The organism is Fulvivirga sp., from assembly GCF_040218215.1.
In the GTDB taxonomy this organism is placed as follows: domain Bacteria; phylum Bacteroidota; class Bacteroidia; order Cytophagales; family Cyclobacteriaceae; genus Fulvivirga.
Genome location: NZ_JAVJQL010000018.1, coordinates 23,977 through 48,277, shown reverse-complemented (window position 1 = coordinate 48,277; position 24,301 = coordinate 23,977). Strand labels below are relative to the sequence as shown.

Below are 24,301 nucleotides of genomic sequence, written 5' to 3'. Positions count from 1 at the left end.
AGTGGGAATGGTGGGGTAATCAGTATTACAGTATTCATATTTCCTTATTTCAAATACTCAATCTTCTTAATCTTCCAAACAAACTCAGCGGCAGGAGTTTTTACAATGGCTTCATCCCCAACTTTTTTATCTAGTAAGGCCTTGGCCATGGGTGAGTCCATAGAGATGTAATCCTTCTCGCCAATTAGCTCTTCATAGCCCACAATACGCAGGCGCTTGTTTAGGCCTTTGTCATTTTCAATTTCCACCCAGGCACCAAAGGCTACCTTCCTGTCCTGGCTGGGATGGTATTTTATTACTTTAAACTCATCAATGCATTTACGTAAATAACGGACACGGCTGTCAATCTCACGCAGCCGCTTTTTGTTGTAGTGGTAATCTGCATTTTCAGAACGGTCGCCAAGACTGGCCGCCCATGAAACCTTTCTTGTTGTTTCTGGTCGCTCCACACGCCAGAGGTGGTCCAGCTCAGCCTTTAGCTTTTCAAATCCTTCAGGGGTAATCAGTTGTGATCTCATCCAGTTGCTTTCAGTTTTTTCCTAAAGTGCACCGCAAATTTCGGTTTGAGCACTGTTGTACACAAGCTTTGTAAAATATAAAAATGGGTTGTGTTAGGGCTTTTGTTTAGCAGAAGAAAAGGCCTGCCTGTCAGAAAGGGATTACTCATACCCGCTGGCATGCCCTCGGCCACCATAGGCGCTGCGCACCGCCCCTCGAGAATCTTCGATTTCGAATCTATTCGATCCAAAATCAACGGCTAAATTATTGCCTTGTATGATGTATTAATCTACGAAATAAAATATAATGTTAATTATATTGAACATTTATTATATATATTGCGTAATATATTGAACATTATGAAAAAGAAAAGTGTCATACTGCTTCCGAAAATGATCCAACTCCTTGAAACCGTTGGCGAACAGATAAAGCTGGCAAGGTTGAGGCGTAAGCTAAGTAGTGAAATGGTGGCCGAACGTGCGGGAATCAGTCGCAATACGCTTATTTCCATCGAGCAGGGCAAGCCTACAGTGAGTATCGGACATTACCTCAATGTACTGAAAGTACTTGGCCTGGAGAATGACTTTTTATTATTAGCTAAGGATGATGAATTAGGAAGGAAACTTCAGGACGCCCGGCTTTCAACAAAAGAGAGAGCTCCTAAGAAAAAATAGCTATGGCAAAAAGAAATATATATGTGTATGCCGACTGGCAAAAGGTTATTGGTCCAAAACTTATGGGAACATTGACAGCCGAGAACACTCGTGGGAAAGAGGTATTCTCTTTCGAATATGATAAGGAGTGGTTAAGGTCTGGTTTTGCTCAAATTATTGATCCGGATCTTCAGCTGTATGCTGGACCACAATATCTATCTGGCAGCAAGCCCAACTTTGGTTTATTTCTCGATTCATCTCCAGATAGGTGGGGAAGAGTACTCATGCAACGCAGGGAAGCCGCAGAAGCAAAGGCAGAACAAAGAAAACCTAACAAACTATTCGAGACAGATTATCTGCTTGGCGTACATGATAGCCACCGTATGGGCGGGCTTAGATTCAAAACAGATCCGGAAGGTCCCTTTTTAAATGATAATAAAAGGCTTGCAAGCCCACCATGGACATCTATTCGTGAATTGGAGGAAATTAGTTTACGCCTTGAAGATGAAGATGCCATTGACCATCCCGAATATACCCAATGGTTAAATATGCTTGTAAACCCAGGATCGTCTTTAGGAGGAGCACGGCCTAAGGCCAGTGTTCTGGATGCAGAGAACCACTTGTGGATTGCCAAGTTTCCTAGTAAAAAGGATGAAGAAGATCTGGGAGCCTGGGAAATGGCAACCTATGAGCTGGCGCTGGCTGCTGGTATCAATATGGCAAACTGCCAGGCAAGAAAGTTTTCAACCAACCACCACACTTTTTTAACAAAACGCTTTGACAGAACCAGTGTTGGAGGACGCATTCACTTTACTTCCGCAATGACACAACTGGGGTATGAAGATGGTTCCGATGCTACTACCGGTGCCAGCTATCTGGAACTGGTAGATTTTATAACGAACCACGGTGCCAGAGTGAAAGAAGATCTTCATGAACTCTGGAGAAGGATTGTATTTAGCATTTGCGTTTCTAATGTGGACGATCATCTAAGAAATCATGGTTTCTTGTTAGCCAATGAAGGATGGGTATTGTCACCTGCTTATGATATTAATCCCGTTGAGACAGGAACAGGGCTTAAACTCAACATTTCAGCCTATGACAATTCTCTGGATTTGAATTTAGCCATGGAAGTACATGAGTACTTCCGATTGCAGAAAAATGAAGCTGAAAAAATTATTGATTCGGTTAAGGCGTCAGTAAGTAATTGGAGAAAGGTTGCCTCAAAGTATGGGATTTCCAAGGCCAGTCAGGAAATAAAGGCTCCCGCCTTCAATGCGGCTGGTTAGATTCAGCTAAATAAAAAACCCTGATCTAGGCTGAGCCTAGATCAGGGTTTTGCTTGCAGAGGAGGAGGGATTCGAACCCCCGGTACCTCTCGGTACAATGGTTTTCAAGACCATCGCGATCGACCACTCTGCCACTCCTCTAGTCGACAATAATCGGATGATTTCCGATTGGTCTGCAAATGTAGTTTTTTATTTATTTTACACAAACAGAAGAATTAAATTTTTATTACTCTTTCTTCGGTATTGTTGTGTTGGTGTCAACCAGCCCTGTCAATCGATAGGCTTGATGGATGCTGGCATTCACCTCATAGCCCACCAGCATTACAATACTCAAAATTTCCTGCCATATCATTAGTGCTATCAGCACCCCCAATGAGCCATAGAGTTTGTTGTAAGTGGCAAAGTTGGACACGTAATAAGAAAACCCATAAGTCACCAGCATGCAAAGTGCGGTGGCTATTAAGGAGCCAATGGAGAAAAACCTCCAATTGTAATGCACTGCCGGCCCGAAATAGTAAATGAAAGATATGGCCAGGAAAAACACTACAAACAGCACTAAAAACCTTACAAAATACAGAATATAAAACTGGTACACCTGAATGTCAAGCCATTCCAAATCAGTCACAAACTGTATGGCCACATTGCCTGCCACCAGCAAAATACTGGCTAGCATAAGTGCCAGTGCCAGCATAAAGGTAAGGGCTGTGCCTACCAGCCTGGTCTTTATAAAGCTTCTCCGCTCTGTAGTTTTATAGCACGCATTAAAGGCCTTCATCAGTGACATCATGCCATTGGTAGCCAGATAAAGTGAGAATAACGCACCAAAAGTCAAAAGGCCGCCACGGGTATTTCCTACAATATCTTCAACAGTAGAGCGCACCGTTTCATACATGCTTTGTGGCATCACTTCACCCATAAACTCAAGAATAGAAGCTTTGCTAATTTCAGGTACTACCTGATGGATGTAAGGGGTAAGGGTGAACAGAAAAATGATGGCCGGAAAAACAGACAAAGTAAAATTAAAGGCCACACCATTGGCGCGGTCTATAATATCATCTTTGGTGATTTTCTCCTTAAACACAACAATAACCTCATACAGCGTAAGGCCTTCATATCTTTTAAATTTGATGCGCTTAAGTACCTCAACTATTTTTAGAAAAATGGCCGATTTAAGTATATAGTCAGTTATTCTCTGCTTCATGATTCAAAAAAAGGAGACAAAACTTTGGCCATGTGGTCAGGCATTCTGCATGGCCTCCCGCTTTTCATATCTACAAACACTAACAATGTTTCTCCCAAATGGATTAATTTATTGCTTTCATTTGTAATCTCATAATTGAATTTTATCCTGACACCAGGCATTTCACTAACAATGGTTCTCACGGTAAGGAGCTCATCGTATAATGCCGGGGCTTTGTAAGTAGAATGATTTTCCAGTACAGGCATCATCACTCCCATTTCCTCCAATTCCCGGTAGGTCAGACCCAAATTTCTGAGGCTTTCGACACGTGCTATTTCATAGTACCTGGAGTAGTTGCCATAGTAGACATAACCCATCTGATCAGTATCTGCATATCTTACTCTTATTTGCGTGTCGAACTGATACATTATTTCTGGTTTAGCCTCGCCTTGCGCTGCTCTATTGACAACTGGCGCTGATATTTGTTTGCGTTATTAATATGTTCTCTTAAAGTCTCGGCAAAATTGTGGTAGCCAGAGAAATCTTCCTTAGCGCACATATAAAGATAATTATGATGTTTGTAATCCAAAACCGCATCTATGGCCCTTATTGGCGGCATATTAATAGGTCCCGGAGGCAAGCCAGCATATTTGTAAGTATTATATGGTGATTCTATTTCCTTATGAACATTCAAAACACGCTTCAGCCCAAAATCGCCAGAAGCAAAAACCAAAGTAGGATCTGCCTGCAACGGAATGCCATTTTTAATTCTGTTGAGGTAAAGGCCAGCAATGATATTGCTCTCCTCCTTTTTTACGCTCTCCGCATTTACAATAGAAGCCAAAGTAACAATCTCTAATGGCGACATGCCAATATCAGCTGCCTTAAGCTTACGCTCCTCGTTCCAAAATCTCTCGAATTCTGAATGCATCCTGTTCATCAAATCCTCACCTGAGATGTTGTAATACATCTCATATGTATTGGGCACAAACATAGCTATGATGTTATATTCATTAAACTCTTCACTTTTAGCTAGAAAATCATACATGGCCTTATTAAACTCTTCTTCAGACATAGCCAAGTTAACCGTAAGCCTTTCTGCCAGTTGCTCTTTAAGACGTACATTGTTAAAAGTAACCTTCACGGGAGTTTGAATGCCCGCACGCAGCATTCTTATCGCCTCCAGGTTGTTCATATTAGCTTTGATCAGGTACTTCCCTGACTTTATAGATTTATCATAATCCATAAGCCTTGCCAAAAAACTAAATGACACCAGGTCATTCAGATAATGATCATTATAAAGTTTATTTTGTAATGATTTGAATGTCTCGTTTTTATCAATTTCCAGAATTCTACTTTCTTGCTCTACCTGAAAGTTGGCCGAAAAAAGCATCTGATATCCATAGAAGGAAAATGATGACAATAGAATAGTAAACACCAACATGAAGATGACTACGTACTTTCTCCTGTTCATATACTCTTTAAAATATTTAAGCGGCAAAGATATTCTGATTTAATCACTTTGGAACATTAACTGGCGATTAAAGCAAAATGAGCATGGTTAAATCGACCGAATCTAAGTTGTAGCCATTTAATTCTTTAACTTTGAAGGCGCTAATTGTATTATAATGCCAGCTGAACTAGTAAAACTGTATGAAGAAAACCCCGAAAGGGACAAGGTTGAAGACATTGTAAAAACCTTGCGAAATGGTGGCGTCATCATCTACCCTACCGATACTATTTATGGTATCGGCTGCGATTTGTATAATCGTAAGGCAGTAGAAAGGGTGTGTAAGATCAAAGGCATAAGGCCAAAGAATTTCAATTTATCATTTATCTGTAGCGATATGAGCCAGATATCTGAATATGTAAAACGGATAGACACTCCTGTTTTCAAAATCCTTAAAAAGGCACTTCCCGGGCCTTTTACCTTCATATTAGAGTCTAGCAGCAAGGTGCCCAAGGTGCTTGATATCAATAAAAAAACGATAGGCATCAGAATTCCGGCTAATAATATTCCCAAGATGATTGTGGATATTTTGGGCAATCCGATAGTTACTACCTCAATAAAAAATGATGATGAAATTTTGGAATACACCACCGATCCTGAGGTGATTTATGAAGACTACAAGCATCTGGTAGATATTATTATTGATGGTGGTGTGGGCGGCAATATTCCTTCAACTATTGTGGACTGCACTGTGGAGCCGGTAGAGGTGATAAGAGAGGGGTTGGGAAATATTTTTGATTATGCCTGAAACTGTTTTAGTAGAACCTCAATATCTTCCTTCTCTCGAGTTTTTCTGTGCTACACTTCATGCCAGCGAGATTTTGATTGAAGCTGAAGAGCATTATACCAAACAGACCTATAGAAACCGCTGCTATATCAGAGGTGCCAACAAAATTTTACCGCTCTCGATACCTGTTGTCAATGGAAATAGTAAGGTTTTAACGAAAGAGGTTAAGATTGATCATGGTCAAAGATGGGCGAATGAACATTGGCGGTCCATCCAATCGGCCTATGGCAAGGCACCTTATTACGAATTTTTTTCAGACTATTTTGAGAGGGAATTCCAAAAAAGGCACAAGTTCCTCATTGACCACAATCAAAATATGCTGACAATATGTCTTAAGCTGTTAAAACTTCAGAAATCTGTTGAAAGAACAAAAACCTATCACAAAACGGTTGAAAGCGCTATTTTAGACTTACGAGGAAGAATTTCCCCGAAGGGGGATTACACAAAACGGCAGATATATCAGCCTGTAGAATACATTCAGGTATTTGGCAAAGACTTTGCAGCCAACTTGAGCATCATAGATTTATTAATGAACGAAGGTCCCAACGCTCTCACGATTGTTACCAAATCATTGAATAAAGAATGAACAATTAAATTTCTTATTCCGTTTTAAAGGAATATTTACCATTTGGTTATGGTAATTATTTTTAAGAAATCATACATTTACATAGACACCATAATTGCTTAACTATGGAAGCAAAATTTTCAAATCGAGTTAAAGAGGTTATATCACTAAGTCGCGAAGAAGCGTTGCGACTAGGGCATGACTATATAGGAACCGAACACTTACTTCTGGGTATGATTCGTGAAGGTGAAGGAGTAGCCGTGGGCCTATTAAAGAAATTGGGTATATCGCTGGAAGAACTAAGAGGGGCAGTAGAGAAAGTATCTAAGGGTACAGCATCACCTGATGTTAAAAATCTTGCTAACATTCCTCTTACCAGGCAGTCTGAAAAGGTACTGAAAATAACTTATCTGGAGGCTAAGATATTCAAAAGTCAATTAATAGGAACCGAGCACTTACTACTTTCCATACTTAGAGATGAGGACAACATCGCCACACAAATTTTAGAAAAATTTGATGTTAGCTATGATGTGGTAAAAGAGCTATTGGAATACCAAACTGACAATCCGCTGGCATCATCAGATACTGATGATCCGGACGAGGATTCTTCCAAAATATTTGGTGGTGGAGGTCAGGGTAATGCTGGCAAGGAGAAAAAGGGCAGTGAAAAATCAAGGACTCCTGTTCTGGATAACTTCGGCCGTGACCTTACTAAACTGGCAGAAGAAGATAAGCTGGACCCTATTGTAGGCCGTGAGAAAGAGATTGAGCGTGTAGCTCAGATTCTTAGTAGAAGAAAGAAAAACAATCCAATTCTTATTGGCGAGCCTGGTGTTGGTAAAACTGCCATTGCTGAAGGTTTGGCTTTGAGAATTGTTCAGAAGAAAGTTTCAAGGATATTGTTCGGCAAAAGAGTAGTTACGCTGGATTTAGCTTCGCTTGTAGCTGGCACAAAATACCGTGGTCAGTTTGAGGAGCGTATGAAAGCCGTGATGAACGAGCTGGAGAAATCTCCTGACGTGATACTTTTCATTGATGAACTACATACTATTGTTGGGGCAGGAGGAGCATCAGGTTCTCTTGATGCTTCCAACATGTTTAAGCCAGCATTGGCAAGAGGCGAAATACAATGCATTGGAGCCACTACTTTAGATGAGTACAGACAGTACATTGAAAAAGATGGTGCATTGGCAAGAAGATTTCAGGTGGTAATGGTAGATGCTACCACTCCGGAAGAGACTATTCAAATATTGAATAACATCAAGGATAAATATGAAGAGCATCACCACGTTAATTATTCTGAAGAAGCCATTAACGCCTGCGTGAAATTATCAGACAGGTATATTAGTGACAGGTATCTTCCCGACAAGGCAATTGACGTATTGGATGAAGCTGGTGCCAGGGTGCATATCAGCAATATTCATGTGCCAGATGAAATTGTGAAGCTTGAGGCTGATATTGAAGATATCAAGCACGAGAAAAACCGGGTGGTGAAAAGCCAGAAATATGAAGAGGCTGCGCAGCTTAGGGATAAGGAAAAGAAGCTTTTGGAACAACTCGATCAGGCCAAGGCCCGATGGGAAGACGAAACCAAGAGCAAAAGATACGCTGTAGATGAAGACAATGTAGCTGATGTAATTGCTATGATGACTGGCATTCCTACCAAACGGATCGCTCAGAAAGAGAGCAATAAGCTGTTAGGTATGAATGGCGAATTGAACGGTAAGGTTATTGGCCAGGATGAAGCGATCAAGAAGTTGACCCGTGCTATTCAGAGAACGAGAGTTGGACTTAAAGATCCTAAGAAACCTATCGGTTCATTTATTTTCTTAGGCCCTACTGGTGTTGGTAAAACAGAATTGGCCAAGGTGCTTTCAACTTATCTGTTTGATAAAGATGATGCACTGATAAGAATAGACATGAGTGAATACATGGAGAAATTCTCTGTGTCGAGATTGGTTGGAGCGCCTCCGGGATATGTTGGTTATGAAGAAGGTGGCCAGCTGACTGAGAAAGTAAGAAGAAAGCCTTACAGTGTGGTATTGCTTGATGAGATAGAAAAAGCCCATCCTGATGTATTCAACATTCTGCTTCAGGTATTGGATGATGGTATTTTGACTGACGGATTAGGCCGAAGGGTAGATTTTAGGAACACTATCATTATCATGACTTCCAATATCGGGGTTCGTGATCTTAAGGATTTTGGTGCGGGAATTGGCTTCTCGACTGGCCCTAAGAAACATGATGATGAAGTAATGAAGTCGACTATCCAAAGTGCTTTGAAAAAAGCCTTTAGTCCTGAGTTTTTGAATAGGTTGGATGACGTAATTGTATTTAACTCGCTTGAAAGAGAAGACATTCATAAAATCATTGACCTGTCTTTAAACAAGTTGTTCGAAAGAATTATTTCTTTGGGTTACAATGTAGAGCTAACAGATAAGGCCAAAGATTTCTTATCTGAGAAAGGTTTTGACCCTCAGTATGGAGCGAGGCCGCTGAACAGGGCCATTCAAAAATACCTCGAAGACCCTGTGGCTGAAGAGATTTTGAAAGGGGAAATAGGCGAAGGCTCTACTCTGGTTGCAGACCACGATGGAAAATCAGAAGAGCTTAAGCTAAAGGTGAAAAAACCTGGAAAATCGACTAAGAAAGAAGAAAAAGAATAGCGGTAAGCTATTGTAAATATTGAAAGGGGATGAGTGTTCATCCCCTTTTTTGTTTTATTATATCGTCACTTAGCAGGATGCACGACTGAGAAGTCTCCCTATCAGTGGGGGAATTTCTATCCCGATAAATCGGGATTCGAAATGAAGGTCCCTAAATGGAGACCTCTCACCCTAAAGGGATTCGAGGTGACGAGTTACTATAAAATCAAATACAATACTTCCTCTTCAGTTCGGTGGCCTTTTTCTTGTCATAGTTGGCCAGCATGCTAAAGTTCGCACATGCATCCTCGGTTTTACCGAGTTCATATAAACTAAGCCCGCGTCTTATAAAAAGGTCAACGGGCTGGTGTCTGTACTTAATGCTGGTGTCAAAATCATCAACAGCACTTCTAAATTTCTGCATGCGCTGATATACGACCCCGCGATTGTAATAGGCCTGTCCAAAATTTGGCTTCTTTCTTATCACAAAATTCAAGTCGCTAAGGGCTCCATGTCTGTCCCCAAACTGTGCCCTGGCAATGGCCCTGTGATAATAGGCATTAACATGCCTGGGGTCTGCCTTGATGCATAAGTTGATATCACTATAAGCTTTATAATATTCAAACTCCTTTAGGTAACACTGCGCCCTCATATACCTTGGATAAAACTTGTTCTTATTAAGGTTTAGTGCATTTGTGAAATCCATGATCGCACTTTCTGTATCCCCGCTGTTCATATAGCATCGCGCCCTGCCCTGGTAGATTTCTATATTAGGTTTGGTCATGGATGAGCACGTATTGTAGAGATCAATGGCCTTTTGATACTCCTCATTTTCCTCATAGCATCTTGCCAAGTCATATTTTAATGTCCAATCATTGGGGTCAAGCCTGACGGCCTTATCAAAATAATAAATGGCCTCTTCGTAATCACCCTGCTGAAAATAAAACTCACCTTCTTCCCTATTGCTCTTGCAAGAAACCACAACAATCAAAAACATGAAACCGAGGATATATCTCATAACTATAAACTTAGTTCATAATTTTGTACGCACGAAATTTATCAGGATAAAAAGACGACTCCCTTAATAAGAACCACTGTATTTTCTCATGAACCACTCAAAGCTTATAAAAACCAATATCAGGATAAGAATAAGCTTTAGGTTTATGAAAGGCAAGTATTCTTCATTGGTATGAATTATACCCTGGGCGGTTTTTGATGTTATCTTATCTGTCAACTGCTCAAACTCAGTTTCTTTGTAGAAATTCCCTCCTGTTTGACTGGATATCTTTCTTAGCAAGTTAAAGTCTGCGGTTAAATTGACACTTTCCAGCTGAACATTTTTAATCAGCAATTCGCCAGCAGCCCTTTCAGTCTTGCCATTAATTACGGTTGCTGCATTGTATTTATAAACACCCTCAGTAAGACCATTGATAATATATTGGGAGTTTGACTCTGAGGTGATGTAATCATATTTGAACTCCTCGCCTTCTTCATTGACCAAAGTCAGGTCAATTTTGTTATTGTACACCCGCTCAAAAAGATCATTATAAATCTCCGTCTCGAATACAACACTTTCGTTATCAAGATATTCATTTTTTGTTGGATAAACCCTGAATTTTCGTTTATCATCTTTGGTGGAGAGGTACTGTACCAATTTCACTACCAGCTCATTGAACCGATTGTTATTACCAAAATTGGCATAATCAGTAAGCTTCCATTTCCAGATGCCCGGCCCCATCATTACCGCCTTTTTTGTATCTGCACTTGCTTTAACTATAAGCAGCGGATAGCCTGAGTTTATATTTCCTACTCTTTGGTATAACAGTACCTCAGCCTCGGGCTGAATTTCATATTTTCCAAAAGGAACATATAAAGGAGGAAACTGATCAAATGCAGCTTGCAGATCATCACTAAGTTTAAAACTGGAAAATGCCGGATTGAAAATGGCCGTCACGTTATCATACTCACCGGGTGTCGTTCTTATATTGAGTATGTCATTATCCCTGCTAAAAGCACGGATATCAGTTTGAGGGCCATTTATAGTTAGTGTCGCAGTGCTGTTGGTTTCTACCTTTTGAAGGAAGTCGGCACCTACTCTATTATAATTTGGTAATTGATGAAGTATAACCAAATCAAACTTCTTCACACTGTTCTTCAAGCGTTCAGCATCTTTATTATTGCTCATAACAAATTCATCCAACTCATAATTAGCATTGGTTTCAATGGCAGATTTTAACGCCTTAATATCCGGATGCGGAGCAGCAGCTACTATCGCTATTGCCTCTTTGCCTTCAACCACCTCCACATAAGCATTACTCACATTGTTTTGGTAAGTGAGCTCTCCATCCTTCCTCTCCACACTTACACTATAGCGCTGATAGCCGCTTTCTTTAGCCTCTATCAAAAACCTAACCTCCTGAATCTGATTATTTGGTTTCAGGTTCACCACCTCTGTTGCCATAGTTGCACCGCCTTTACTGACAGTCACTTTTACCTGTTCATTATCAAATCCCCGCTGCTGAATCTGGGCGATAACGGGAAATTTATTTCCTTGATAAGATAGTCGGTTATAGAGCACTGATGTTAGAGAGATGTCTGTCTTTGGCAGGGTGTCCCCAACTCCTAGAGTGTTAATATCAAAATTATAATTAGCAAAGGCTGGCGACATGCCAAGGTTGTAAATACCATCAGACACGAGCAGTACCCCGTTTAAATTTCTGCTTTCATACTCTGACTTTATATCGTTAAGTAGGCCTGTTAAATTCGTTGACTGGCCATTGAAGCTTATGTTTTCAGTGTCAGTTTTACCTTCCAAATTCCAAAGTTCGACATTATAGTCCTTGGCAGTTAGTTCATCTGACAGCTTGCTCAAGTTATTTTTGAGTGATTCTAGTTGTGCGCTATCCCGTACTTCTGTCAATGATGTTGAGTTATCTATTGCAACAATATAAGTAGCCTTTTCGGTAGTATTTTGGAGTTGTTTTAAGATGGGTGATACCAACAAGGCAGCGATAATGAAAACAGCTACAGCCCTCACCCCAAAAAGGATTTTATTTACTAAAGCACTCCATGGCCCTTTCTTCTGGTAGAGCAGAAAGGCATATCCCACCGCAGCCAGGGCACATATCAAAAGTAATGCTGGAGAATATTCAAAAATCAGTTGCGGACGCTGCATGTATATCTAAAAATGGCCATTTTTCAATTAACCCTATTTGTTCAATAAGGTATTTTGATCTAATTAAGTTAAAATACTTTATTGAACAATGACGAAAAATTTCTCTCTAGAGAATTTTTTGTCAGGGTAATCCTGACATCCACCTAATGGTGGATCGTCTGCCCAAAGGACAAATTATGCCTTCGCATAATTTGGGTAACGGCAATATGCAAATTAAGATATACAGCAACAAAATTATTACCCTCAGCGGCTCCATTTTTTTATGGCTCACAGTATTTATAATAGATTTATGTCGGGCTATTTACTGTGTTGGTCTACAAATAAAAGATTTATGTCGAAAGCAAGTTTTTTGAACAACAATCGTCTCATTTAAGGAGTTAATTTTATATTGAGTTAGCATTATGCAGGAAAGAATCATATCAGTCTATGGACGAATCCCCAGAGTTGGGAAACACATCCTTTTTTGGGTGCTGTTTGCCTCCTTCTATGCCCTGCTCTGGGGCAGTTTTGACGATGAGTATGGAAAACAATTTGCACTTCAATTCATCTTCCTCATCCCTAAAATGTTTGCTGCTTATCTTGCCATGTACTGGCTGCTTCCCGCCTATCTTTTAAAGAGCAAATACTTTCTTTTTTTTGGGTGGTTCATCGTCATTCTCCTCATCAGTGGAGTGCTAAACTGGCTTATCTCCATTTACATTGAACAGCCATTCTTTTATCCTCATGAGTATTTTGGCCCTCTTTGGAGTCCTTTGAAGATCTTAAAGTCTGTTACATACATCTACCCTGTGGTAGTGCTGGCTACCTTGATCAAATTCTTCAAAATATGGTATAAAAACCAACAGCGCTCCCAGAAACTGGAGCAGGACAAGCTACAGGCCGAGCTTAAATTTTTGAAAGCGCAGGTGCACCCACATTTTTTATTCAATACACTCAACAATCTTTATGCACTGACGCTTAAAAAATCTGAGAGTGCTCCTGAAATAGTCTTAAAACTAAGCGACCTTTTGAATTATATGCTTTATGAGTGTAACTCAGAACTTGTTCCACTTAAAAAGGAAATTGAGCTGGTGGAAAATTATGTTGCCCTTGAAAAGCTGCGCTATGGTGACCGGCTTGATGCATCACTGAATGTTAAGGTTGATAATCCAGAGACCAAAGTAGCGCCAATGCTCATTCTTCCGTTTGTCGAGAACAGCTTTAAACATGGTGTGAGTGGTGAAACCGAAAACGCCTGGGTGAGCATTGATATTACTCTAAAAAATAATCAGCTGACCATAAAAGTGGACAACAGTAAAAGCACTGACAACACCAAAGATGAAAGGCAGTATAGGGAAGGTATAGGGTTGAAAAATGTAAAGCGCAGGTTAGAATTGCTTTATGAAGGCGATTATGAGTTGAAGATTTTGGATACTGACGAGTCTTATTTGGTGGTATTGAGGATAGAATTCAAGGATTTATGAAAATGAAATGCATCATAGTAGATGATGAGCCTTTGGCGATTGAGATTATTGAATCTTATGTGAACAGGCTGGATGATCTTGAGATTGTGGCTACCTGCACCAATGCGCTCAAGGCCTTTGAAATACTTCAAAAAGAGCAGGTTGATCTTATGTTTTTAGATATAGAAATGCCCAAGTTGACGGGCATAGATTTTGTAAAAACATTAAAAAATCCTCCTAAAATAATTTTAACCACCGCTTATCGTGATTATGCATTAGAGAGTTATGAGTTAGATGTGGTAGACTATCTGCTAAAGCCGATATCTTTTGAGCGCTTCTTGGTAGCGCTTCAAAAAGCGTATAAAAACGATGCCGAGCCAAGCAATGGCATCACCTCTGGTACTGAAGGTGAGTACATCTACCTCAAGGCCGATAAAAAGATGGTAAAGGTGATGCTTAATGACATACACTATATCGAAAGTTTGAAAGATTATATCAGGGTAAAAACCGCAGATAAGGATGTAATCACACACCAAAAAATCAGCTATCTGGAGGAAAAGCTACCCGATGATTCTTTCATTAGAATCCATCGCTCTTTTATTGTGCCTTTGAAAAAGATTGAAAGCTATTCATCCTCCACCATAGAGGTGCCGGGCAAAGAACTGCCTATTGGCAGGCTTTATAAAAACAATGTGCTTGATACCCTCAACGCACAAAACCAGCTGGATTAAAGGTCTTATTCTAAATTGAAAAATCTATAATAGATCTTGCCGGATTCATTCCGGCACCTCCTTCAAGAGACCCCGGAATACCTGCCTGTCGGCAGACAGGAATCCGGGGAGAGTATTAATATCCATACTTATCTTTCCAGAGCGTCTTTAGCCGCTTACGAAGCTCCTCTTCACGGGCATTCTTTCCAGGATCATATAACTTCTTGTTCTTGATCTCATCAGGCATAAATTCAAAATCAACAAAATTGCCCTGATAGTCATGCGCGTATTGATAGCCTTTGCCATAACCTTCATCTTTCATCAGCTTGGTAGGTGCATTTCTTATAGCCATGGGTACCTGCAAATCCCCGGTCTCACGAACCAAAGCCTGTGCTTTATTAATGGCCATATAACTGGCATTACTTTTTGCTGAACAGGCCAAATAGGTCACACATTGAGAAAGAATGATTCTCGCTTCGGGGTAACCAATCACATTCACCGCCTGAAAGGCATTGTTAGCAATTACCAGCGCTGTTGGGTTGGCATTACCAATATCTTCAGAAGCCAAAATCAGCAGTCTACGGGCTATGAACTTAACATCCTCTCCACCTTCAATCATCCTGGCCAGATAATACACCGCAGCATTAGGATCACTACCTCTTATCGACTTTATAAAAGCTGAAATGATATCATAATGCTGCTCACCAGACTTATCGTAAATAGCAACACGCTGTTGCGCAATATCAATAACCGCTTCATCTGTAATTACTGGTTTATCACCCAGAGAATCAGTCACTAAATCCAGTAAGTTGAGCAGCTTACGGGCATCACCACCCGAAATAGTGAGCAGAGCCTTATGCTCTTTCAGTGTGATTTCTTTCTGTTGAAGCTTCTTATCATTCTGGACTACCCTATCAATCAGACCTAGCAAATCCTCTTCGGTAAGCGCCTTTAGTGTATACACCTGACACCTTGAGAGCAAAGCGGAGTTGACCTCAAAAGATGGATTTTCTGTAGTAGCTCCAATTAGCGTAATTGTACCTTTCTCCACCGCCCCGAGTAAAGCATCTTGCTGAGATTTATTAAAACGGTGAATCTCATCAATAAACAAGATAGTTTTCGACTGTCTTTTAGCCTTATCAATGACATCGCGCACATCTTTAACTCCTGCGCTCACAGCGCTTAACGTATAAAATGGCGACTTTACATGATTGGCGATAATGTTGGCAATGGTGGTTTTCCCAACACCAGGAGGCCCCCACAAAATCATGGAAGGGATAACACCAGAAAGAATCGTTTTCCTCAAGATACCCTTCTCACCCACCAGATGTTGCTGACCAATCAGCTGGTCAATATTAGTAGGACGCATGCGCTCGGCAAGGGGTAGATTGAGATCGAACATAGGCTTAATTAATATTTACTAAGGTATCAAATTCAAGGTTTAATGTGATAGTTTTGGCCGTGCCAAAAGTCAAAGTCCATTCTGCTTTATTCCTTGTTGCAGTCATTTATGGCGCCAATTACTCAATTGCGAAAATTGCCTTACCCGAATATCTTGAGCCTTTCGGGTTCATTTTGTTAAGAATAGTCTGTGCCGCAGCGCTTTTTTGGCTTTTCGGACTAACACAGGAAAATGAGAAAATAAAAAGCAGGGGCGATTATATGCTTTTAATTGTGTCAGCCATTTTCGGTGTGGGGATTAACATGCTGGCCTTCTTTCATGGCCTGAGCTTGACTAACCCCATCAACGCTTCTGTAATTATGACGTGCTCGCCAATTATGGTGATGATTACAGCTTATGTTTTAGGAAAAGAGCGACTGACTCCACTAAAGATTTCCGGTGTTTTGGTAGGAGCATTGGGTGCCTATTTGCTTTTAACTAAAGATGGTGTTTCGCTATCAAACGGCACTTTTATGGGTGACCTGTTTATTCTGGTGAATGGTAGCTCCTATGCGGTATATCTGGTAATTGTTAAGCCACTTATGGCCAAGTACAAGGCCATTACGGTAATAAAGTGGATCTTTCTGTTTGGAGCCATCTTTACGCTGCCCTTTGGTTATACGGAATTATCAGAAGTAAACTGGGCTGTGATACCCACAGAGGCCTGGCTGAGCATTGGTTATGTTGTTTTCTTCTCCACTTTTGCAGTTTATCTGCTCAATATCTGGTCACTGAAATTTGTGAACTCCTCAGTGGTAGGCATCTATATTTACCTTCAGCCTATCATTTCTACGCTGGTAGCGGTAAGCTTTCGCGGTGATCATCTTGATCTTTTAACCGTGCTTTATTCGCTACTAATTATGGTGGGAGTTTATTTGGTGAGTAAGAAGTAGGTTAAGAGAAATTGGTTAATTTGGAACATTCGAAATCAAATACTCAAATAGGTTGATGAAAGTTATTTTTGCTCTTTTCTTTTCCCTTTCCGCATTTGGAGCTTTAGCACAGTCTAAAACCAAACTGGAAGGATATATTCAATCCTCTGGGCTTCCAGATAGTTTTAAAAAGAAACTCAATCTTGACTACTCGGAATATCTGTTAACCGATACCGAGAATAGCTATTTAATTGAGTCAAAAGAAATCTCCAAGATTCATTGGGGTAAGTATGTGAGAATCTACGGTGAAATTATTGAACCCAAAGAATGGGTATTTAATACCAAGATTTTAAAAGTTGACAGTGTAGTAATTGTTCCGTTCCAAAATATAAAATCCACGAATACTAAGAAGGTTTTGTCCAAAAATGATGAGCCTAAAGCATTAAATGGAGAGTTAGTAAGAAAAGAACGACCGGCCCCAGACATAGCCTATGATTATTTATTAAAAATTAAAGAGCCTATAAAACAGGAAAATCCTCCTAGTGGTGAAGAATATGTATTGATATATGAGATTGCAGTCTTATGGGCTGATATTAATATGATTAATGAATTTGAGCATTACATTAGTGAAAAAAAACCAATCACCCTTCTAGGTCATTTAGTTAGTGGGTATGCCGAAAGTCTAGTATTTGAGACACTAGAAGTTAAATAATATATATTGTATAATAGTCCTTGCCTGACCTGTTCCGGCATCTCCAAGAGGCCTAGGAATACCTGCCTGTCGGCAGACAGGAATCCGGGGAGATCATTTTCACCAGCCCCAACTTCCATCAACACCTTTAAAAGGGCCTACAATATCTTTAGTAATCCATCCACCATAAAAATTACCGGGCTGTGGAGTAACCTCTTCACCATCAACAAGACATTTATCCATCTGATGAGCGTAAAAAGCCGGGTAATCTTTAATTGCGGCAAAAGCCTTTGATGGTTTGGGATAATACCAGGCTGCATCTAACTCTTTCTTATCACCAACCTGCAAGTGATAATAATTACCCTTCCCCTTCCATTCGCAAAAAGAGTGCTGACTGGAAGGTTTTAAATATTCTGTTTTAATGTCTTTTAAAGGAATGTAATAAACAGGCGGATGGCTTGTTTCCAACACCCTATAAGCGGCTTTTGTATCCGCGATTAATTCGCCTCCAAAATAAATCTGAATGTGTTTGTTTACTGGTTCAAGCTTCGGTGGTCTGGGGTAATCCCAAACTGACTCCTGTCCAATTTTTGGTTTAATAGGCTTTGCCTTCATACTATTATAACCATTATGCCTGATCAAAGTTCACGGTCTTTCTACCAAGCTCTGTGGCTCACAGAAACTTATGACTTTAACAGGCTGGACTGTGTGCCACAGTCCAAGGGATGGGAATAAATCCGGGGAGAAATCATCAATATTACTCCTGACTCTTATTTTCAAGGTTGATAATCTTATCTTTTTTATTCAGTCTTTTGTTGAAACTGGCAATGTCCTTTTCAATCAAAGCTTCTAAATCACTCATCACCTGATCCAGCCTTTTCTTCAAAATGCCTTTTACTTCTACCTGCTGATCCGTGGGTGGAAAATCTGCTCCATTGCCAATCAAATCACTTGCCAAGGCACTCAGCCTTCCATACAACATCATCGGGTTTCTGAAGGCATCTTCTCTTGCACCGGTAAGTTGGATGTCATATAATTTTGAAGCGATAGAAGTAGCTTTAGCATCAATCTGACGTGCTACTTCGAGATCATTCTTATTCGTCAGTTTTAAAATTATATCAGCCAACTCAGCACGGATCACCTCCACTTTATTAATACTCACCACTGCCAGGTTCATAGCATCCCTAAGCTCCAGACCTAAGGCTAACTGCTTTGTCATATCTTCAATAGAATTCTCAGACTTTGGATCAGCCAGCACCTTTAAGGTCTGGGTATATTCCTTCCCATCAACATGAAGTTTCACTACATAATCTCCAGGCAAAACTCTCGGCCCGAACTGTCCGCGCCATAAATCTAAATCCCATGTCACCAACGGCCTCCATCCCTCACCATTCAATTGCGCCCATGGCCTTCCCGGAGGCGTTGTTCTTATTTTTGGTTTATAGGTAGGCTCATAGCGTAAATCCCAGAAAACACGATTCAGTCCTGCCCCATTTTTGGTTACATCCAGCCTTCTGATTTCCTCTCCCTGCGTATTTTCAACGGTGATAAACGCTTCTAAAGAATCTGTTAAATAATAATTGATATCAGCGCCATACCTTGGGTTCGATCCATTATTAAGACTAGGACCATCTGTTTTTATGGACTGCCTGGTATTAAATCTATAAGCTTCACGCTGAGGAAATAGGTAGTGATCATTATTAACCTTTTCGGCATATTCTCTTACTACACTTATATTGTCAAAAATATAATAACCACGGCCATAAGTCCCCACCACCAAATCATCAAAACGCTCCTGATGGTCAATCCAATAGACAGGTGCTGGCGGTAGGTTATTCTTCATTTTAAACCAATCGGCTCCTTCATTGACAGAAATGTATAGGCCATTATCAACGCCTAAATAAAGCACACCTTCTTTCTTTTTGTCTTCCCGTACACAATGAGCAAACCCATGAACACTTTGAGGAATGGAATTAGAAATCTTCTTCCAAGATTTGCCGTAATCTTCTGTTAAATAGACATAAGTGCCAAAATCACCCATCTGATGCAGATCAATGGTAACATAGGCCTTACCCTTTTTATATTTTGAAGGCTCAATGTTGGCCACTGTTCCCCATTCAGGCAGGCCATTAAAATTAGCCGTCACATTTTCCCAAGACTCACCACCATTTCTGGTAATGTTCACCTGGCCATCATTACTGCCTACCCAAATCACTCCTGCCTCAATGGGAGATTCCTCAATAGCAAAAAGGGTAGACCCGTCAAAAGTCATCAGGTTATCAATGGCCACACCACCAGAGCTCTCCTGATGATCTTTTCTATTTAGTGTTAGGTCAGGACTGATAATCTGCCAGCTTTGACCTCCATCGTCTGACTTATGTACAAACTGACTACCTACATAAACTCTGTGTTTTGAAAAGGTCGAAAAACTCAATGGAAAGTTCCAATGCCAGCGGTATTTCATGTCTTTTGGTGCCCAGCCATAGCCAGCCTCTGGCCATACCCTTACATCCCTTGATATTCCTGTTTTTAAATCATATCGCTCCAGGCCACCATCATAACATCCCGACCAAATGATAGTATTATCAACAGGATCTGGCTTGGCGAACCCACTCTCGCAGCCACCAACACCTTCCCATAGTCCAAGCGGAATATACCCCTGCAAACTGTTTGATGGCCCCATATAACTATAGCCATCCTGCCGGTTGCCAAAAACATTATAAGGGATTTGATCGTCAGTAGCCACATGGTACATCTGCGCTATTGGCAAAACAATGCGCTGATAACTTTCACCTCCATTGTAAGATATACTAGCACAACCATCATGCGCTACCATTATTCTATTAGGTAATTCGGGATCTATCCAGATATCATGATTGTCACCGCCAGCCTGGTAGCCAGACTTGAAGGTCTTACCGCCATCTACCGATTTTGAGAATTTTACGCTCATGCAATAGACTTCATCCGGATTATCTGTTCCAACTCCAATTCTTGTATAATATGGAGCCCTTTCAGCTATGTCATGATTTCTGGTTTGCAATGTCCAGCTCTCCCCTTTGTCATCAGAGCGATATAAGGCAGGACTTTCGATCTCAAATAAAGCGTAAACCACATTCGGGTTGCTGTGCGATACGGCTACTGCTGTTTTTCCAACAGGATGATCTTTTCCACCTGGCAAACCGTTTTTCGTCATGGGCTCCCAAGACTCACCACCATCTACAGATTTGTAAATTCCGCCTCCAGCTCCGCCACTTCTCAATCCCCATGTATTGATATTGATACTCCACATGGCAGCATAAAGTATGTCCGGATTTTGTGGATCCATGGCTAAATCTGCTGCTCCGGTACCTTCATCAACAAACAATATTTTCTTCCAGCTTTTTCCGCCATCGGTGGTTTTATAAACACCTTTATCCTGTTGAGGCCCATAAGTATGACCAAGAACAGCGGCATAAACAATATTGGTATCCGTTGGGTGAATAATTACCCGACCAATGCGGCCAGATTTCTCAAGGCCCATATTGGTCCAGGTGGCTCCCGCATCAGAAGATTTATAAATACCATCACCCATAGCATGGGCGGGGCGAATGACAAAAGTCTCGCCCGTACCCACCCAAACCTGATCAGGATCGCTTGGCGCCAATGCTACTGAACCTATGGAAGAAGCTTCCTGATCGTCAAATATCGGCTCCCAATTGAGCCCTCGGTCCGTGGTTTTCCAAAGACCACCGCTGGCTGCGCCTATGTATGAAATGTCTTCATTGCCAGGAACTCCAGCTACCGCAATAGCTCTGTTCCCTTCAGGACCTATAAATCGGAATTTTATGTTTTCAAATGCCTCATCAGAAAGTGACTGAGCGTAAGTATTAAATGAAACAAGAATAAGCAGGGGCAAGGCGTATAATGGTCGCATAGGTTGTGATTGATAGTGTTAGCATTAAAAATACAATATGTAAACTAAAGTGGGATATGGAATTATGTGGATGGTGAATTGTGGCACAGATAAATCCGGGGAATTTATTATCTTGGTTAGGTGATAAATATAGGTGTCGTATGAAAATATTAAATAAGTTCTCTGAATTGATAATTAAGAAATCATTCCATTTTTCAGTTTGGTTGATTGAGCAATTTCATAGTATGAAAGTCTATGATGAGCAACTGGAAAAATTGAGAGCTCTACCAAATGGAACTCTAGGAAGAGAAATAGCCAACTGCCTAGATTCTCATAAGCTAAATTTAGTTCCTGGTTATGAATCTCATGATTTGAAACATTCTTTACTGAATTACAAAATGACACCTGTTGATGAAATTCGAATGCAATCCTTCATGATTGGAAATGGCAATATTAGCCTGCCAAGCATTGCAATTTTCACTTTTGGGTTCATCTTACTACCACACAAATGGATTCAATTAGCAAAGGATTTTTATTTAGGACTTAATTCCAAATCAATAAAAAATTGGACTATTGATGCTTATGCAGATAAGGATCTAGAAAGCCTGAGATTAGAAGTAATGATGACTGATAAAATAGAAATAAGGGTTCAACCTTTGATGCAAAAAGTTGCCTATTTAGGTTCATTAGCAGCTATGATTCTTGGTGGTTTGGGAATGATTTATTGCCTTCCATTTCTTTTCTCATCTTTAGTTGAAGATTTAATTGGAGCTGGCTTTCCGTTTGTTGGAGGAGCAATATTATTTATTGGTGGTTTAATTAGCTTATCTATTAATTCTAAGAAAGGAAGAGAGAGCTACAGTATCGCTTAATTGATACACATTGACCATCCAAATCCCCTCATACAATAAATGGTCATTTACCGCAATGGTCCGTGGCAAACACCCAATTACTCATGATGTGTATTCGAGAGGTGAAGGGAAACTATTAGTACTCATTCAGGAGCTTCCGGGTATTGGTCAGGAGACTTTAGCGCTCGCTGATCAGTTTGTCAATAGAGGTTATAAGGTAATCCTGCCCCACCTGTTTGGACCATTGGGTAAGACCAGTGTATTGGGCAACACAGTCAGAATTTTGTGTATGAGAAAGGAATTCAAAATTTTCTCAACACAGCAATCCAGTCCAATAGTAGATTGGTTGAAAACCCTTTGCAGAAAAGTAAAAGATGACCATCAGGTGAAAGGTGTTGCCGTTATAGGCATGTGCCTGACGGGTAATTTCGCCATTTCTTTGATGGCTGATGAAGCTGTTTTAGCCAGTTATTCGAGTCAGCCATCACTACCAGTGTTCAAACAGAAATCGCTGCATTTGTCGGATACAGAAGTAGAAAAAATCAAAACTCGGCTCGATGAATTTGGCCCAATGCATTGTGCCAGGTTCGCTAAAGACCCTTTATGCCGAGCATCAAAATTTGATAGTTACGAGCGCACTTTTAATGAAGACAAAGAGCGCATTGTATTTCACACCCTGCCGGGCAAAGGTCATTCTATAGTCACCCTTGATTTTGTAGATGAAGCTGGTCATCCTACCAAAAAAGTATTGGACGAGGTAATGGATTATTTTGATAGGTCTTTAAATACCTAACATCACTTCAGTTAAACCGCCATATCCACATCATCTCTTACCGCAGGATTTGGAGGTATAATAGGTGCTTCAGTATCTTTATCCACCATCCTATTAATACCATACATCAGCGCAATAGTAATGAGAATAGAACCAGCCACTACATAGCCCAGTGTTGGATAATTAGACATAAAACCACTGGGTTCCTGCGTGACAATCAAACCGGCTATAGCGGAAGCGATACCACCAGCTATCTGCATTACCGAAGAGTTGATACCCATAAACGCGCCTCTATCCTGAGGGGCTGGAATGGCAGTCAACAATGCCTGAGAAGACACCATACGAGCGGTAATGCCCAAAAACAAAATAGAATTGATGGCAATAACCAGCCAAATGGGAGTAACACCTAGGTTGCAGTAGATAACAATCAGCGTAAGTGCCAAAAGTGAGCCTAAGGTGAAGATTGGAAATTTGCCATATTTATCGCTGAGCTTACCTGCTATAGGCCCGCCAAAAATTGAAAAGCAGCCCGTAGCGATATAAACTACAGGTAGTGTCTCCAATGGAATACCCAAATTATTAACCGCAAAAGCCGCCCCAAAAGGCATCAGCATAAAACCTCCTGTCGCTAATAATGTAGTTGCCGAGAATCCGCGTAGATAGCGGGTATTTTTAATAGTGTCCAGCATATGAACGAAAGCATTCTTTTTGGTCTGAAGCTTCAAATGCTCATCTACTGGCTTAAGATAAACGGCCAACAGAATACCTACTATTACGCCCAAGCCAACAATCAATAAAAACGGAGAATGCCATCCATAATGTGTTGCCAAATACAGTCCAAAAGGAATACCCAAAATCTGCGAACTGGCAAAGGCCATTTGCACAAAGCCCATCACCCTGCCGCGTTTCTCCATCGGAAACAAATCGGTAATGATAGCATAGATAACCGAACCGAGCACCCCACCAAACAAACCGGTAACTATACGTGCAATCAAAAGCATATGATAGTTGGGTGCCAAACCACACAAAAGTGTACCGATAATGAAACCGGTATAGAAAAACAGCAATAGTTTTTTGCGATCAAACCTATCGGCAAAGCCAGAAGCCAAGAGTCCGGCAGCTCCTGCACTAAATGCATAGGCTGACACTACAAGTCCAAACTGACTGGTGGTAATGGACAGCTCATCAAGCAGAATAGCACTCAATGGCGAGAGCACCATAAAGTCAAGAATTACGGTGAACTGCAAAAAAGCCAGAACAGCGATAATGAACTTTTGATATCGGGTAAAAGCAGGGATGGGAAACTTACTCATTTCTTTAATTGAATATTT

Annotated in this window: 21 protein-coding genes and 1 tRNA gene; 11 read left to right on the top strand and 11 right to left on the bottom strand. The window is 40.7% G+C overall.

All coding sequences use genetic code 11. The features are described 5' to 3' along the window. Window positions 1-44: 44 nt before the first annotated feature. On the bottom strand, window positions 45-518 hold the full coding sequence (gene greB, locus RIB54_RS13775; RefSeq protein ID WP_350101458.1) for a transcription elongation factor GreB: 474 nt from the start codon (window positions 516-518) through the stop codon (window positions 45-47). A gap of 372 nt (window positions 519-890) precedes the next feature. Between greB and RIB54_RS13770 the strand changes: the two genes are divergently transcribed. Further along, window positions 891-1,172: a helix-turn-helix domain-containing protein gene (locus tag RIB54_RS13770; RefSeq protein ID WP_350101456.1), complete on the top strand. Its 282-nt coding sequence runs from the start codon at window positions 891-893 to the stop codon at window positions 1,170-1,172. Window positions 1,173-1,174: 2 nt separating this feature from the next. Continuing rightward, entirely contained in the window at window positions 1,175-2,437 is a 1,263-nt protein-coding gene (locus RIB54_RS13765; RefSeq protein ID WP_350101455.1) for a type II toxin-antitoxin system HipA family toxin, read from the top strand. A 56-nt stretch (window positions 2,438-2,493) separates the two neighbouring features. Here RIB54_RS13765 and RIB54_RS13760 read toward each other — a convergent pair. The 4 genes from RIB54_RS13760 to mltG form a co-directional block, all read right to left on the bottom strand. Continuing rightward, window positions 2,494-2,578, bottom strand: a tRNA-Ser gene (locus RIB54_RS13760). Between the two features lie 85 nt (window positions 2,579-2,663). Continuing rightward, entirely contained in the window at window positions 2,664-3,638 is a 975-nt protein-coding gene (locus RIB54_RS13755; RefSeq protein ID WP_350101454.1) for a YihY/virulence factor BrkB family protein, read from the bottom strand. Continuing rightward, entirely contained in the window at window positions 3,635-4,045 is a 411-nt protein-coding gene (locus tag RIB54_RS13750) for an acyl-CoA thioesterase (RefSeq protein WP_350071783.1), read from the bottom strand. Before RIB54_RS13750 ends, RIB54_RS13755 begins: the two co-directional genes overlap by 4 nt. Next, window positions 4,045-5,091: an endolytic transglycosylase MltG gene (gene mltG, locus RIB54_RS13745; RefSeq protein ID WP_350101453.1), complete on the bottom strand. Its 1,047-nt coding sequence runs from the start codon at window positions 5,089-5,091 to the stop codon at window positions 4,045-4,047. The genes RIB54_RS13750 and mltG overlap by 1 nt, the downstream gene beginning before the upstream one ends. Before the next feature lie 154 nt (window positions 5,092-5,245). Here mltG and RIB54_RS13740 point away from each other — a divergent pair, with 154 nt between their 5' ends. The 3 genes from RIB54_RS13740 to RIB54_RS13730 all read left to right on the top strand — a co-directional run bounded on the left by RIB54_RS13740 (window position 5,246) and on the right by RIB54_RS13730 (window position 9,145). Continuing rightward, a complete protein-coding gene (locus RIB54_RS13740; protein ID WP_350101452.1) occupies window positions 5,246-5,875 on the top strand; it encodes an L-threonylcarbamoyladenylate synthase in 630 nt (209 codons plus the stop codon). Continuing rightward, window positions 5,868-6,500: a WbqC family protein gene (locus RIB54_RS13735; RefSeq protein WP_350101451.1), complete on the top strand. Its 633-nt coding sequence runs from the start codon at window positions 5,868-5,870 to the stop codon at window positions 6,498-6,500. Before RIB54_RS13740 ends, RIB54_RS13735 begins: the two co-directional genes overlap by 8 nt. A gap of 104 nt (window positions 6,501-6,604) precedes the next feature. Continuing rightward, the gene (locus RIB54_RS13730; RefSeq protein WP_350101450.1) at window positions 6,605-9,145 is read left to right on the top strand and encodes an ATP-dependent Clp protease ATP-binding subunit; all 2,541 of its coding nucleotides are present in this window, start codon (window positions 6,605-6,607) and stop codon (window positions 9,143-9,145) included. A gap of 205 nt (window positions 9,146-9,350) precedes the next feature. Here the strand turns inward: RIB54_RS13730 and RIB54_RS13725 are convergent, their stop codons facing one another. Together RIB54_RS13725 and RIB54_RS13720 are read right to left on the bottom strand one after the other, a co-directional pair. Then, window positions 9,351-10,142 carry a tetratricopeptide repeat protein gene (locus RIB54_RS13725; RefSeq protein ID WP_350101449.1) on the bottom strand — a complete coding sequence of 264 codons (792 nt, stop codon included), beginning with the start codon at window positions 10,140-10,142 and terminating at the stop codon, window positions 9,351-9,353. Between the two features lie 63 nt (window positions 10,143-10,205). Then, window positions 10,206-12,299 (bottom strand): VWA domain-containing protein, encoded by a 2,094-nt coding sequence (locus RIB54_RS13720; RefSeq protein WP_350101448.1) that lies wholly within the window; start codon window positions 12,297-12,299, stop codon window positions 10,206-10,208. Window positions 12,300-12,700: 401 nt separating this feature from the next. Between RIB54_RS13720 and RIB54_RS13715 the strand changes: the two genes are divergently transcribed. Further along, the gene (locus RIB54_RS13715; protein WP_350101447.1) at window positions 12,701-13,762 is read left to right on the top strand and encodes a sensor histidine kinase; all 1,062 of its coding nucleotides are present in this window, start codon (window positions 12,701-12,703) and stop codon (window positions 13,760-13,762) included. Continuing rightward, complete coding sequence (locus tag RIB54_RS13710; protein ID WP_350101446.1) at window positions 13,759-14,472, top strand: LytR/AlgR family response regulator transcription factor; 714 nt, start codon at window positions 13,759-13,761, stop codon at window positions 14,470-14,472. The genes RIB54_RS13715 and RIB54_RS13710 overlap by 4 nt, the downstream gene beginning before the upstream one ends. Window positions 14,473-14,587: 115 nt before the next feature. Here RIB54_RS13710 and RIB54_RS13705 read toward each other — a convergent pair whose 3' ends face one another. Continuing rightward, window positions 14,588-15,853, bottom strand: a complete 1,266-nt coding sequence (locus tag RIB54_RS13705) for a replication-associated recombination protein A (RefSeq protein WP_350101445.1) — start codon at window positions 15,851-15,853, stop codon at window positions 14,588-14,590. Between the two features lie 59 nt (window positions 15,854-15,912). On the opposite strand from RIB54_RS13705, the gene RIB54_RS13700 reads away from it, so the two are divergent. Continuing rightward, a complete protein-coding gene (locus RIB54_RS13700) occupies window positions 15,913-16,785 on the top strand; it encodes a DMT family transporter (protein ID WP_350101444.1) in 873 nt (290 codons plus the stop codon). Between the two features lie 55 nt (window positions 16,786-16,840). Beyond that, window positions 16,841-17,476 carry a hypothetical protein gene (locus RIB54_RS13695; protein ID WP_350101442.1) on the top strand — a complete coding sequence of 212 codons (636 nt, stop codon included), beginning with the start codon at window positions 16,841-16,843 and terminating at the stop codon, window positions 17,474-17,476. Window positions 17,477-17,575: 99 nt separating this feature from the next. On the opposite strand, the gene RIB54_RS13690 is transcribed toward RIB54_RS13695, so the two are convergent. After that, a complete protein-coding gene (locus RIB54_RS13690; RefSeq protein WP_350101441.1) occupies window positions 17,576-18,070 on the bottom strand; it encodes a DUF427 domain-containing protein in 495 nt (164 codons plus the stop codon). Window positions 18,071-18,212: 142 nt separating this feature from the next. After that, window positions 18,213-21,368 (bottom strand): WD40/YVTN/BNR-like repeat-containing protein, encoded by a 3,156-nt coding sequence (locus tag RIB54_RS13685; protein WP_350101440.1) that lies wholly within the window; start codon window positions 21,366-21,368, stop codon window positions 18,213-18,215. A 140-nt stretch (window positions 21,369-21,508) separates the two neighbouring features. Here RIB54_RS13685 and RIB54_RS13680 point away from each other — a divergent pair, with 140 nt between their 5' ends. Both RIB54_RS13680 and RIB54_RS13675 read left to right on the top strand, forming a co-directional pair. Beyond that, window positions 21,509-22,219, top strand: coding sequence for a hypothetical protein (locus RIB54_RS13680; RefSeq protein WP_350101438.1), 711 nt, complete (start codon window positions 21,509-21,511; stop codon window positions 22,217-22,219). A gap of 10 nt (window positions 22,220-22,229) precedes the next feature. Beyond that, a complete protein-coding gene (locus RIB54_RS13675; protein WP_350101437.1) occupies window positions 22,230-22,991 on the top strand; it encodes a dienelactone hydrolase family protein in 762 nt (253 codons plus the stop codon). 11 nt (window positions 22,992-23,002) lie between these two features. Here the strand turns inward: RIB54_RS13675 and RIB54_RS13670 are convergent, their stop codons facing one another. Next, window positions 23,003-24,283, bottom strand: coding sequence for an MFS transporter (locus RIB54_RS13670; RefSeq protein WP_350101436.1), 1,281 nt, complete (start codon window positions 24,281-24,283; stop codon window positions 23,003-23,005). Between the last annotated feature and the right edge of the window lie 18 nt (window positions 24,284-24,301).